Here is a 12410-nt window from a genome sequence, read left to right on the forward strand (position 1 = left end):
AACAACTAACGTACTGTTGTTCAGAATTTAAACCGCGATATCAACCTATATTAGCGTTTTGGCCGTCGATTATCAATACAGAAAATTCGGAGACAAGGGATAAGATGGGAATTATGCGAGCCATAGTATGGATCTGCAGATTAAGCTAATAGCCTTACTTCTTACAATTTCACTGGCACCGCTCGCCGGTGTCGGGTTGCTCTCAGCCAACAGTATGGGACAACTGAACCAGGACGCCCAGACCCAGAGCGGGAACTACCTCCGGGGGGCGATGACCGACCAGTTGAACAACAGCGTCGAAGCGCGACAGGAAGGTATCCAGAACCAGGTCAACCAGCGCGAGGTCGACGTTCGGTCGCTGTCCGATTCCTCGACGATGGAGAACTACCTGGCCGCACAGGACGGCGAGATGGAACTCGTTCAGGAGTCGAGTCAGCGCCAACTCGGGTATACGTCCCTCCAGATGCGGACCAGCATCGACAACGCGGTGCAGATGGTGCTGGAAAAGCAGTACGACGGACAGGACTGGGAGGAGCTCTCTCCCTCAGAGCAAGCGCAAGTCAAACAGGAAGTCGAGTCGATGATCGGCGGGACGGACGGGGACCAGACGCGCCCGGCCGGGACCATGTACGACTCGTTCCAGCCCGGCTACTTCGGTGACACGGGGTACGCGTACATCACCGACAGCGACTCCAACATCGTCGTCCACCACAGCCTCGACGACGGGCACAATCTCGTCGAGGACAGCGGGGGCACGCTGGTCGTCTTCGAGGACATCGAGACCGAGGTCGAGTCCAACCAGGCGATCCGTAACGGCGAGGAGTGGGGCATCGCCGAGTACGAGTGGAAGGACACGACCCAGGAGGGCAACCCCGAGATGACGAAGTTCATCGCCTACACGTACTACGAGCCCTTCGACTGGGTTATCGCCCCGAGCGTCTACTACTACGAACTCCAGGAGACCGCAGTCACCGATGCGGAAAACGAGATGGCGGACTCCTTCGAGCGGTACCTCCTGACGCGGTCGGTCACCGTCGGTGACGAGGAACACCTGGCGTACGAACAGATCACGTTCGCAGGTCCCAACGGGGACGAAATCCTCCACGCCGACCGGACGGGCCAAGACGTGACCACCGGCTCGGACAGCTCGCAGTCCTATGCCGATACGGACTGGTTCACCAGCGCCGCGTCCGGCAGCCAGGGGGAGGCGTACTTCGACGAGGTCCGGACCTCGGACGGCCACGAGACGATGTACGTCTCAACGCCGGTGTACAGAGACGGTGAGTTCCGTGGCGTCGTCGCGGCCCAGTTCAACTACTCAATCATTACGGAGATCACGAACCGTGTGACGGTCGGCGAGAGCGGCTACCTCTACATCCTCAACGACCGCGGCGAGACGGTCAGCCACCCGGACCGGAGCATGATCGAGCAGCGGACGAACGTCGCGGATGGCGAGTACGGGACGGAACTCGGGACGATCGCACAGAACCGGATGCTCGCCGGCGAGTCGGGAATGACGACCCACACGAAACAGGTGGAAGGGGAGGGGAACGCCACGAGGTACGTCGGCTTCGCGCCGCTCCAACTCGGCGACAAGCAGTACACCCTCGTCGCCACTGTCCCCGAACAAGACATCAACGAGCCGATCGCAGCACTCGGCGCACGGCTCCAGAGCACGACTGATTCCGCACAGAACCTCGTCATCGGGCTGTTCGGTCTCGCAGCCATCGTGGTCTCGGTGACGGGATACGCAGCGGCCCGATACATCTCGAAGCCGATCGAGCAGGTTCGCGACCGGGCGATCGCACTGTCGAAGGGGCAGTTCGACCAGACGGACGATATCTCGACCGGTGACGACGAGATCGGCGAGATGGTGACTGCCTTCGAGGACATGCAGGCGAACCTGAACCGACAGGTCGAGCAGATCGAAGCCGTCAGCGACTCGCTCAGCGACGGACATCTCGACGACGAGATCGAGACCGACATGCCCGGGAAGTTCGGTGAGATCATGGTAGGGCTCGAAGACGGGATGACCCAGCTCAGCGCGAGCTTCACCGAGATCAGCCGGGCGAGCCAGAACATCCGCGCCGGGGAGCTAGACCAGGATCTCGACACCGACCTGCCCGGTGACTACGGCGAGGTCATGCGCGAACTCAACTCCGGCCTCACGCAGCTCTCGGAGAGCTTCGACCAGCTCGAGGCCGTGAGCGCGGACCTCCGGGAGGGACACCTCGACCAGGATCTCGACGCCGACCTGCCCGGGGCCTACGGCGATGTCCTCAGGAACATCGACGAGGGCCTCGACGCAGTCGACGAGAGCATCGCGCAGGTCCAGTCGATCGCACAGGACGTGAACGAGGCGAGCCAGGAGGTCGCTGCGAGTACAACCGAGATCGAGGAGGCGAGCCAGGAGGTCGCCAAATCGGTCCAGGAGATCTCCAGCGGGGCCGACACCCAGTCCGGCAACCTCCAGGAAGTCGCCAGCGAGATGAACGACATGTCGGCGACCATCGAGGAGATAGCCTCCTCGTCGGTCGACGTAGCCGACACGGCACAAGAGGCAGCCGAGCGAGCACAGAAGGGGAGCGAACAGGCTGCCGAGGCCTCGGCCGAGATCAAGGGGATCGAAGACGGAGCCGACGACGCGGTCGACCAGGTCTCGGACCTCCAGACGGAGATGGAGGAGATCAGCGAGATCGTCGCGATGATCACCGACATCGCCGAGCAGACGAACATGCTGGCACTGAACGCCTCCATCGAGGCTGCGAGAGCCGGCGAGGCGGGCGAGGGCTTCGCCGTCGTCGCCGACGAGATCAAATCCCTCGCGGCGGAGGCCGGCGAGGCGAGTGAGGAAGTCGAGTCACTCATCACCGAGGTCCAGGAATCGACGGACGAAACGGTCGACGACATCGAAGACATGCGCGACCAGGTCGAAAGCGGCGTCAGGACCACCGAAAACGCCATCGACCTGTTCGACGAGATCGCCGAGGTCGTCGACGACGCCGAGAACGGCGTCACGGAGATCAGCGACGCCACGGACGAACAGGCCGCTACCACCGAGGAGGTCGTGGCGATGGTCGACGAAGTCAGCAGCGTCAGCGAGGAGACGGCCGCGGAGGCGAGCAACGTCTCGGCTGCCTCGGAGGAACAGTCCAGTTCGCTCACCAGCGTCTCCGAGAACGTCCGGTCGGTCGCCGGCCTCGCGGACGACCTGGAGGAGCTAGTCGACGAGTTCGAGGTCAGCGACGACACGGAGACGAACGAGCAGGAGTCGCCGGACGTCGACGGGACCAGCCCGGCCGCCGGCGACGACTGATCGACCGCGAGCCACGCGCGGTCTGATCTACGGCTGGTCCTCCCGTCTGTACAGAGTTCAGCGAACCGGCATAGCGGGGCCAGAACAACGATAACTCGGTGTGTAGTTACCGAGAGCGGTCCGCTGCCGGAGCCACAACAGCCAAAGCCGTCGCCGGGCGACTGCATGGTAATGAACGAACCACCGGCAGCGATCTGTTTCGACATGGACGGCGTGTTGGTCCAGTCCGAAGACCACTGGGTCAGTATCCAGCGCGATCACATCCTCCCGACGGCAGCCCCCGACGACGAGATCCCCGTCTCGGCGGTCACCGGCCGCAACTACAAGGAGGTGTATCCCGACCTCGCCGCCGAGTACGACGTCGTCATCTCCCGGGAGGAGTTCGAGGGACTGTTCGAGGAGGCCGGTGAGCGGATCTACGGCGAGTACGCGACGCTGTTGCCGGGCGCACACGAGTTGTTGGCGGACCTGCGGTCGGCCGGTGTCGCGCTGGCGCTGACGACCTCGGCACCCCGGGACTGGATAGACGTCATCGACGAGCGGTTCGATCTGCTCTCGCGGTTCGACGCCACGATCAGCGCCGAGGAGATCGACGGTCCCGGCAAGCCAGAACCGGATATCTACGAGCGCGGAGCGGCCGAGTTGGGCGTCGACCCGACCGACAGTTGGGCCGTCGAGGACTCCACCGCGGGTGCGCGTGCGGCCGTCGCAGCCGGAATGACCACGGTCGGGTTCCAGGGCGACGGTGACGAAACCGATCTCTCGATGGTCGATCACGTCGCCGGCGATGCGGCCCAGTTGCGTGCCGTGTTGCTGGGCGAGTGAGCAGGCCGTATATCGACCGTTCGACCACGGGTGGTGTGGTCGGGCACAGGAAAGGATGAGGAGGGGTGGTGGACTGAGAGACTCAGCCGCCGTAGCTCCGCTCGGGAGGAGACCGAGCACTTCGGTTGGTTGTTGTCCCCGTCGTCTTCGGACGGTCGATGGGACGGGTTATCGGACGGAGACGGTCCGACTGTCGGTAACCGGCTGGAGCGGGAGGTCGGGGAACGCGACCTCGACGGTGAACCGGAGTTCGTCCGTATCAGCGCCGAAGACGGCGACGGGCAGGGTCGCCTCGCCGAGATACGACGGTTTCGTCGTCATCTCGCGGCCGTTGACCGTCACGCGCAGCGCTGCACGGGCGTCCCCACCCTCGTTGCTGACGGTCACCTCCCGCATCGCCCGGTCACCGGCGGCGATGCTGTCGGGGAAGGTTCCCCAGTCGACCGAGACGACCGGGAGTTCCCGGGCGTTGGCGACGACCTGCTCGGCGACACCGGATGCGACACCGGCCGCAGCGACCCCGTCGACACCCGCCTCGACCACGTCGGCGGGACTCCGGAGCCCCTCGGCGGCCAGCGAGCGGGCACGGCCCTGGCCGACGCCGTCGATCGCCGTCAACCCGACCGCGTCCTCGCTGATCCCGTTCTCGACGCGAGCCTCGACCCGGCACGCGAGGTTCGCGAACCGACCCGGCGCCAGCGCGTCCAGGAAGGCCCGCAACGCTGCGAGCAGGCGCAGGGCGTTCTGGCGGATGACCCAGGCGTCGCTTTTCAGTTCCGAGGGGGTCGTCCCGGTCATCCCCGACCGGAGGATCGCCAGGACCTTCCGCTGGCCGGCCGAGAGATCCTCGGCGGTCGACCCGAGCACCGCGTGGACGGCGTCTTCCTCGTCGGATCGGGCGCTGACGCTGTCGAACTCGGTCGCGCCGGCGACCGCCCGGAGCAGGTCTTCGGCGTCGATCGGGTTCCCGCCGGCCTGTTGCTCACAGCGCCCGGCCAGATCGGCGAACCGCCGAGCGGTCGAGAGCCGGAGGTAGAACTTCGAGGCCAGTTGGCCCAGCCTTGTGGGTTCGACGGCCAGGCCGTCCTGCTCGACGAAGCCGTCGGCGACCAGTTCCGAGAGCGTGTCGCTGACCCGCTCGCGGAGGGCGCTCCCGGCGGCGTATTCGTCGGGGGCAGACTTCGCCCGGGCGTAATAGAAGGTCGTCCCGAGCCAGTCCATCACGTCGTCGACGTCGCGGATCGTCCCCAGCGCGATCTCGGCGTTGAGGTGAGCGTCTAGTTCCGCGGCCAACCGTGATTCGATCTCCTTGCCGTCCCGGAGCAGTTTCCGGTACTTGTCGGCGTCGGCCCGGTCACAGACGACCCAGGCGTACCCCCGGTCGTCGTAGCCCGGCCGGCCCGCCCGCCCGAGCATCTGGAGGATGTCCAGCGGACTCATGTCGACCTCACCCTCCAGGGGGTCATGGAGCTTGGTGTCCCGGATGACGACACAGCGGGCCGGGAGGTTTACCCCCCAGGCCAGCGTCGACGTCGAGAACAGCAGTTGTATCTTCCCCTCCTTGAACCATTGCTCGACCCGATTTTTGTCCTCGCGGGCCAGCCCGGCGTGGTGGAATCCCACGCCGTCCAGCACCGACTGGCGCAGCGTGTCGTTCGAGAGGTCGGCGGCGTCGTTGTGGAAGTCGTAGTCCCCGCGGGCGCCCATCGGCACGTCCCGCTCGGTGAGTTCGTCGCGGGCCTTCTTGGCGGCCTGGACGGTGTCCTGGCGCGAGGAGACGAACACCAGCGCCTGGCCCTCCTCGCGGATGTGTGGCTCGGCCAGGTCCAGCGCCCGATAGAGCCGCCGATATTTGTCGGCGAAGGCGTTCTCGCCGTGGGTGTAGGTCTTCACGTCGGCGTTCAGCGGCACCGGCCGGTACTCCTCGCCGAAGGCGAAGGTCGTCGCCTCACCGGCGTCGAGCCAGTCGGCGACATCGTCGATGTTTGACATCGTCGCCGACAGCGCGACCACGCGTGGGCTACAGAGCCGCCGGAGCCGCGAGACGGTCACCTCCAGGACGGCCCCGCGGCGGTCCGAGTCCAGCAGGTGGACCTCGTCGATGACACAGCAGTCCACGTCGGTGATGAACTGATACCGTCGGGAGTCGTGTTTCCGGGTCGCCGAGTCGGCCTTCTCGGGAGTCATCACGAGGACGTCGGCCCGCTCGGCCCGGCGGGGGTTGAGGTCCCGCTCGCCGGTGACGACGTACACCGAGTAGCCCAGGTCCTCGAACCGTTCCCACTCGCTCTCTTTCTCGTTGGTGAGCGCGCGCAGGGGGGCCAGAAAGAGGGCCGTCCCGCCCGCGGCCAGCGTCCGACAGATCGCGATCTCCGCCAGCGCGGTCTTCCCGCTGGCGGTCGGCGCGCTGACGACCACGTTGTCGTCGTGGTTCAGCAGGGCCGGCAGCGCCGCCGACTGCATCTCGTTGAACCGCTCGAAGGGGAAGGCGTCGGCGAACTCCGGCAACACCTCCGCGACCGCGACCGTCGGCTCACTGTCGGCTCGGCGTGACACGTCCACAGGGCGGGACCGCGACGGCAAAGGCGTTTCTATGGCCCGCGGGTAGCGCCACAGCAACGCCCCCGGATCCGTCGGTCGGAGCGAGCCCCGCGTTTTTGTGGCTGGCCCTGCGTTGGCTCACTGTGGACAGAGACTGGGACCCAGAGACGATCTTCGACGTGCTGGGCAGCGAGGAGGTCCGACGGGTTCTCGCCGCAGCGAACCTCGAACCGGTGTCGGTTCAGCAGTTGGCCGACGGGCTGGACGCCTCCGAACCGACCATCTACCGGCGGGTCGACGTCTGTCAGGAGTACGACCTCCTGACCGAGGACACCCGCGTCGACGAGGACGGGAACCACTACAAGGTCTACGAGACCAACCTCGAACGGATCTGTCTGGAGCCTGACGGGGCCGGCTTCGAGGTGACCCTCGAACTACATCGGGAGTTCGTCGACCGGGAGGCCGACGCCTGGAAGGAACACGGCGATCGGTCCTGACTCCGCTATTCGCCGCACGAATCGCGACGCTATCGTGCGGTTCGCTCCGCCGACTGCTCGCGGCTTCACGGACTGAAGCGGCCGGCCTATCGACCGAACCGTCCCGTTCGTGGCGAGCAACGGATAGTTTTCGAACGGGGAGTTCAGGACAAACTACGAGCGGCGATATCGGCAGTTTCGTGGCCTGAAGCGTCGGCTATGCTTATAACATCGATCCTCGGCAACGTGTCGATGCAACGATGTCCGTACTCGAATCCATCAAGGAGACGGTCGGTCTCACAGCGGAACAGCCCACCTACGAGTGTGACGACTGCGGTCACCAGTTCGAGTCGGACGCAGAGACGGACTCGTACTGGTTCCAGTGTCCGGAGTGTGGCGCCGACTCCGCGACGCAGATCGAGAACTGACCGCCCACCGCCGTCGCTACCGCAACAGCACGTCGAGCCGTTGCAGCGCTCTTCTCAGGCGTTCACGTCTTCGAGGTGCCGGCTGGCGACGACCTTGCCCTTGGGAGTGAGCGTCGGTCCGTCCTCGCCGTCCTGGACGAGGCCGTCGTTGTCCAGATCCTGAAGTACCATCGAGACCTGTGAGGAGTCCTTCCCGAGGATACTCGCCAGCGGCATCCCGCCCATGTCGCCGGTGGAGTACAGCGCGACCAGCACCTCCTTCTTGTCTTTCGTGAGTTCGACCTTCTGGAGTTCCTCCATGAGTTCGGAGTACTCCCGGCGGAGATACCGGCCGAGGATCGACATCTTGCGTGCCGACGGGATGGCAGCGAGCGTGGTGATCGCCTGGCCGTCCTGCATGTGTCGGACCACCAGCACCGGGCGGGAGGAGCCGTTGATATCACGGGTCGTCCGGTCGAAGTCCGTCACCGTCCCCAGATCGATAGCGAAGGTCCCGCCGTCGCGGCGAAACTCGACAGTCCCGGGCGTCAGGAACAGCCGAGCGGTCCGGAACGGCTCGTCGGAGACGCGCCCACCGACGCGGGCTCGCTCTTTGACCGTCGTCTCGGTGCCGTTGATGATCGCCTTGAAGAGGACGGTGCCGAACTTCTCGATCTTGTCGTTGTCGGCCTCGATGGCGGCGACGAGTCGCTTCCCGTTGCGTTCGAACGCGACAGTCACCGTCGAGTCGAAGAAGTTCCCCAGGTCCGGCGGCACCTGACCGATCGCGATATCGAACACCGAATCCAGCGAGATCGTTAGTTTGTCCTCCTCGCTGGCCGCCAGGACGAGACGCTTCTGCGAGAGGACGACTCGCCCCCGGATCGGCTCACCCCGACTGGAGGCTTCGGAGTTGAATTTGGCGACGAAGTCCGCGATAACTGATTCCGACATGTCAGTCGATGTCAAAGCTAACGGCCGGACGGATATTGAGCGTTACGTGCGAATATCAATCAGGAGAATCAGATACGGCCGGGGAGTCAGCCGTCGAGATCGCTGGCGATGTCCGAGAGGGAGTCCTCGGGGCCGCCGGTGACAGTGTAGACGGTACGTGTCCCCGGCGTCCGCAGACCGTACTCCTGGCCGGCGGTCACGACATCCAGGTGGGCACTGCCGCCGTAGGAGACGGTCGTGTCGGCGATCCACTCGGCGAGGCGGTTCTGGCCGTCACCCTCGCGTGCGACTCGGCGGTTGTCGCCGGCTCGCGTGAGGACGAGGTCCCCCTCGAAGGTCGTCTCGACCCGCGCGTAGTACTGGTCGCCGTCGAGAGCGAGTGCGATCACGTCGTCTTCCCGGAGGTCGACCGCGTCCGGCAGCGGGACCCGGGGTCGATCGGTCCGGCCGATGGACTCGACGGGGACGCGATGCGTCTCGACGGCGTCGTGGTCGCTCGGAATCCGGTCCGGCACTCGTTACTCGTCGTCGCCAAGCAGCGCGTCGACGTCCTCGCTGCCGCGGGCGGCGATCTTGGCGTTGATCTGGCGGGTCTCGTCGCTGACCTCGCGGCCGCGGACGGTGATGCGCTTGCGCTCGCCGTCAGTGGTCGGCTCGAAACCGACCCCGCCGGCTGAGAGGATGGTTTTGGTGGCGGTACCCCGGACGTCCGAACGCATCGGTCGCCCGGCCGTATCCGAGCCACCCGTCAGTTCCAGCGAGTAGCCGTCGAGACCGACCGCGGCGCCGTCGACTTCCTCGCCGAGTTCGCGGCCGATGAATCGGTTGGCGTCCTGTTCGTCCACGTCGATCTGGTACGTGTGGCCGCTCTCCGGGTCGGAGACGGCGACAGTGAATTCAGCCATACCAGAGTCCAATCAATCGCGCTTCAAAAGCGCATCGAAGCGTAGCCCGGACCTGTGAGTCCCCCACACGCCGGTCGCTCGGATTTGGCCTTACAGGTAAGGTACCGGATCGAGGCGCGTGGGGCGTTTCCCACTAATCACAATGTCAACACGGGATGGCGCGGCTGCCGACGGGATGAGCGAGTTCGAGAACAGCATGGCCACACTCAGCGGTTCGATGGATACCTGGAGCGACGAACTCACGAGTCTCGACCGGGCGGTCCGCGATCTGGAAGCATCGACCCGGCGGCTGGGCGACAACCAGAAACGGGTCGCCGACGAACTCTACCGCGCGGCCGACGAGCTCTCGGGCGGGAGCGACGGGCCGGACGCTTCGGAGAGTCGGATCGGCGACGCCGCGGTCGCCGACGACTAGATCGTCGACGGGCGTGCTGGCGCGCTCTCGTCCGGTGCCACGACGGACAGCACCACTCCAGGGAGCATCCCGGCCCGCTCACCGTCAACGTTTATCAGTTGTGAAATTTCGGAGCGTATGAAAGTAACTCTCGTTACGTCACTTGATCCGATCCAGTTTTTTATTGATTATAAATCATGATTTGCCTGGGAGGGGGACACGGTGACACGGCCCGCGCCGGGTCGGTGAGCCGGCGTCACCTCGACCGGAGAGAGAGATATGGCGATACGTGATTCGTTCGACAACTTCGTCGCGGAGATGGATCGTGTGGTAACCGGTGCGACGCTCGGAACACTGTTACTGTTCGTCGTGCTCTGGGTCTTGCAGACCGAGCTGCTCCGGGAGACCGTCATCCCCGGCGTCCGGACGACGATGCTCAGTACGCTGGGGCCGGTCTTCCTGACGCTGATGGTCGGGTTCGTCCTGTTCGCGCTCGTCATCATCGTCGGTCCGTGGGGCGGGATCCGGCTGGGCGGCCCGGACGCGACCCCGACGTACTCCTACCGGGCGTATTTCACGATGTTTTTCTCCGCGGGTATCGCCGCCGGCATCGTGTTCTGGGCACCCTCCGAGGTGCTCTTTCACTACAGCTCGCCGCCGCCGTTCGTCGACGCCAGTGCCGGCTCGGCGGCCGCCGGAGCGGGGGCGCTCCGGACCGTGTTCTTCCACTGGGGCATCTCGGCGTGGGCAGCCTACGTCGCTATCGGCCTCCCGATCGGCTACTACGCGTACAACAAGGGTGCCCCGCTCCGGGTGTCGACCCTGTTGCTTCCGTTCCTCGGGAAGGAGAACCTCTCGCACCCGCTCGCGAAACTTGTCGACGTGCTGGCCGTCTTCGCCACCATCGGCGGGCTCTCGACCTCCGTCGGGTTGGTGAGCAACCAGTTCCTCTCGGGCGTCGAGTACCAGTGGGGCACGCAAGCGGCCAGCCTCGACGCCCTCCTGCTGGTCGGCGGCCTGACCACCGTGTTCACGATTTCGGTGATCACCGGCGTCAAGCGCGGCATCCGCCGGATCGCCGGCGTCAACGTGGTACTGTTTCTCGCAGCGGGAGTGTTGACACTGGTTGTGGGGCCGACGGCGTACATCCTGACCGAGGGATCGCTGGCGCTCGGGAGCTACCTGGCGACGTTCGTGCAGTTGAGCTTCGCCGGCCTCGGCGGCGGCAGCTGGTTCCAGAGCTGGACGCTGTTTTACTGGGTCTGGTGGTTCTCGTGGGCTCCCTTCGCCGGGCTCTTCCTCGCGGCCATCTCCCGGGGCCGGACGCTGCGGACCGTCGCGGCAACCGGCGTGTTCGCCACCAGCGCGGCGACGCTCATGTGGTTCGCCATCGTCAGCTCGACCGCGCTTCGGCTCCAGGAAACCGGGGCCGCCGACATCCTCAGCGTGGTCAACGACGTCGGCTACAACGTGGCCGGGTTCCCGCTGTTCGGCGCGTTGCCGCTGGGCGAGATACTCCTGTTCCTGTTCATGGCACTCATCGTCACCTGGATCGTCACATCGGCCGACACCTCGACGCTGAGCGTCGCGATCCTGGCGACCAAACCCGGCGTTGCCCCCGGCACTGCCACCCGGCTGTTCTGGGGCGTGCTCCAGGGGACGGTCGGGCTCGTCATCATCCTGCTCGGGGCCAGCGACGGCCTCCAGTCCGCGGCCGTCATCACTGGCGGCCCGTTCGGACTCATCGCCCTGGTCGGCATCCTCGGGCTCGCCCTGGAGTTCTTCCGGACGGACACCGAGGGTCAAAGCATCGCCGTCGGCGCGTTCGGGGAGGGTGACGACTGATGGCCGACGCGGTGACTGCCATCGGGGCGACGACGCCGGGCCGCCAGGCCCTGCTGTTGTGTTGTCTGGTCAGTGGCCTCAGCCTGCTGTCGGCCCTGCTGTTCCCGCCCGTCGGTGCGGCGATGCCCGGCCGGTTGATCGTGCTTGTCGCCGTCGCCTTCCTCGTGTCGGGGCTGTCCTACTTCGCGCTGTTGCCGGCCCCGGACACCTGAGCGGGCTACCGGTCCAGTACCGTACTGACCCGCGCGTTTTCCTTGAGCAACAGGCCGGCACCGCCGACCGACAGCGGTATCCGGGGCAGCGACTCGACGGTCAGCGTGGGATGGCTCCCGCCGCGTTCGACGACCTCGGTTCTGGGCTGGAGCGTCGCGGTCACGCCGTCTGCCAGTGACTCGTTGTACTCGATGAGGTACTGGCCCTCCCGGAGCCGCCACCACTCGTAGTCGTCGTCGGAGTCGCGTTTGTGGCGCTTGTGTGGGGTCAGACCGGCGGGTTCCAGTTCGCCGCCACCGAAGTCGACGCGGCCGGGTTCGATCACGTCGTACACCTCGGCGACGGTCAGGTCGATACCGGGGCTGTCAGTCTGGGTCGGTTCGTGGACGAGATCGGTCACGTAGTCGGCGTCCGCGGGCATATCGGCTGTGTCGACCGCGTGGCTGAAAACTGTGTGGCCGGTGGTGGGTTCCGTGGTTCGTCGCCGCCCGGGAGAACGGGGGGCTTTTGTCCCGCGGACGACTCGGACCCGGC

At 65.6% G+C, this 12410-nt stretch carries 12 protein-coding genes; 7 read left to right on the forward strand and 5 right to left on the reverse strand.

Going from position 1 to position 12410, the window contains the following annotated elements:
- The first annotated feature begins 127 nt into the window (after positions 1-127).
- On the forward strand, positions 128-3316 hold the full coding sequence (locus VJ109_RS06665) for a methyl-accepting chemotaxis protein (RefSeq protein ID WP_324759987.1): 3189 nt from the start codon (positions 128-130) through the stop codon (positions 3314-3316).
- 171 nt (positions 3317-3487) lie between these two features.
- Positions 3488-4141 (forward strand): HAD family hydrolase, encoded by a 654-nt coding sequence (locus VJ109_RS06670; protein WP_324759989.1) that lies wholly within the window; start codon positions 3488-3490, stop codon positions 4139-4141.
- A gap of 168 nt (positions 4142-4309) precedes the next feature.
- Here VJ109_RS06670 and VJ109_RS06675 read toward each other — a convergent pair whose 3' ends face one another.
- The gene (locus VJ109_RS06675) at positions 4310-6697 is read right to left on the reverse strand and encodes a DEAD/DEAH box helicase (protein WP_324759991.1); all 2388 of its coding nucleotides are present in this window, start codon (positions 6695-6697) and stop codon (positions 4310-4312) included.
- 128 nt (positions 6698-6825) lie between these two features.
- On the opposite strand from VJ109_RS06675, the gene VJ109_RS06680 reads away from it, so the two are divergent.
- Positions 6826-7179 (forward strand): ArsR/SmtB family transcription factor, encoded by a 354-nt coding sequence (locus VJ109_RS06680; RefSeq protein WP_324759993.1) that lies wholly within the window; start codon positions 6826-6828, stop codon positions 7177-7179.
- A 239-nt stretch (positions 7180-7418) separates the two neighbouring features.
- Entirely contained in the window at positions 7419-7586 is a 168-nt protein-coding gene (locus VJ109_RS06685; protein ID WP_324759994.1) for an FmdB family zinc ribbon protein, read from the forward strand.
- A gap of 54 nt (positions 7587-7640) precedes the next feature.
- Here VJ109_RS06685 and VJ109_RS06690 read toward each other — a convergent pair whose 3' ends face one another.
- The 3 genes from VJ109_RS06690 to VJ109_RS06700 form a co-directional block, all read right to left on the reverse strand.
- Positions 7641-8519, reverse strand: a complete 879-nt coding sequence (locus tag VJ109_RS06690) for a CheF family chemotaxis protein (RefSeq protein WP_324759996.1) — start codon at positions 8517-8519, stop codon at positions 7641-7643.
- Positions 8520-8605: 86 nt separating this feature from the next.
- Positions 8606-9034 (reverse strand): DUF7112 family protein, encoded by a 429-nt coding sequence (locus tag VJ109_RS06695; RefSeq protein WP_324759997.1) that lies wholly within the window; start codon positions 9032-9034, stop codon positions 8606-8608.
- A 3-nt stretch (positions 9035-9037) separates the two neighbouring features.
- Positions 9038-9424: a 30S ribosomal protein S6e gene (locus tag VJ109_RS06700; RefSeq protein WP_324759998.1), complete on the reverse strand. Its 387-nt coding sequence runs from the start codon at positions 9422-9424 to the stop codon at positions 9038-9040.
- Positions 9425-9566: 142 nt separating this feature from the next.
- Here VJ109_RS06700 and VJ109_RS06705 point away from each other — a divergent pair, with 142 nt between their 5' ends.
- From VJ109_RS06705 to VJ109_RS06715, 3 genes are all read left to right on the forward strand, one after another.
- The gene (locus VJ109_RS06705) at positions 9567-9839 is read left to right on the forward strand and encodes a hypothetical protein (protein ID WP_324760000.1); all 273 of its coding nucleotides are present in this window, start codon (positions 9567-9569) and stop codon (positions 9837-9839) included.
- Between the two features lie 258 nt (positions 9840-10097).
- Positions 10098-11663, forward strand: a complete 1566-nt coding sequence (locus VJ109_RS06710; RefSeq protein WP_324760002.1) for a BCCT family transporter — start codon at positions 10098-10100, stop codon at positions 11661-11663.
- Complete coding sequence (locus VJ109_RS06715) at positions 11663-11875, forward strand: hypothetical protein (protein WP_324760004.1); 213 nt, start codon at positions 11663-11665, stop codon at positions 11873-11875. Before VJ109_RS06710 ends, VJ109_RS06715 begins: the two co-directional genes overlap by 1 nt.
- Positions 11876-11880: 5 nt before the next feature.
- Here VJ109_RS06715 and VJ109_RS06720 read toward each other — a convergent pair whose 3' ends face one another.
- Positions 11881-12297, reverse strand: coding sequence for a dCTP deaminase/dUTPase family protein (locus VJ109_RS06720; RefSeq protein WP_324760005.1), 417 nt, complete (start codon positions 12295-12297; stop codon positions 11881-11883).
- Positions 12298-12410: the final 113 nt, after the last annotated feature.

Source organism: Haloarcula montana (assembly GCF_035666295.1).
Classification (GTDB): domain Archaea; phylum Halobacteriota; class Halobacteria; order Halobacteriales; family Haloarculaceae; genus Haloarcula; species Haloarcula montana.

What these genes read in the sequence shown, in the direction of transcription:
- VJ109_RS06665 (WP_324759987.1), top strand. Translation starts at nt 128, where the DNA reads ATGGATCTGCAGATTAAGCTAATAGCCTTACTTCTTACAATTTCACTG.
- VJ109_RS06670 (WP_324759989.1), top strand. Translation starts at nt 3,488, where the DNA reads ATGAACGAACCACCGGCAGCGATCTGTTTCGACATGGACGGCGTGTTG.
- VJ109_RS06685 (WP_324759994.1), top strand. Translation starts at nt 7,419, where the DNA reads ATGTCCGTACTCGAATCCATCAAGGAGACGGTCGGTCTCACAGCGGAA.
- VJ109_RS06690 (WP_324759996.1), bottom strand. Translation starts at nt 8,519, where the DNA reads ATGTCGGAATCAGTTATCGCGGACTTCGTCGCCAAATTCAACTCCGAA.
- VJ109_RS06700 (WP_324759998.1), bottom strand. Translation starts at nt 9,424, where the DNA reads ATGGCTGAATTCACTGTCGCCGTCTCCGACCCGGAGAGCGGCCACACG.
- VJ109_RS06705 (WP_324760000.1), top strand. Translation starts at nt 9,567, where the DNA reads ATGTCAACACGGGATGGCGCGGCTGCCGACGGGATGAGCGAGTTCGAG.
- VJ109_RS06710 (WP_324760002.1), top strand. Translation starts at nt 10,098, where the DNA reads ATGGCGATACGTGATTCGTTCGACAACTTCGTCGCGGAGATGGATCGT.
- VJ109_RS06715 (WP_324760004.1), top strand. Translation starts at nt 11,663, where the DNA reads ATGGCCGACGCGGTGACTGCCATCGGGGCGACGACGCCGGGCCGCCAG.
- VJ109_RS06720 (WP_324760005.1), bottom strand. Translation starts at nt 12,297, where the DNA reads ATGCCCGCGGACGCCGACTACGTGACCGATCTCGTCCACGAACCGACC.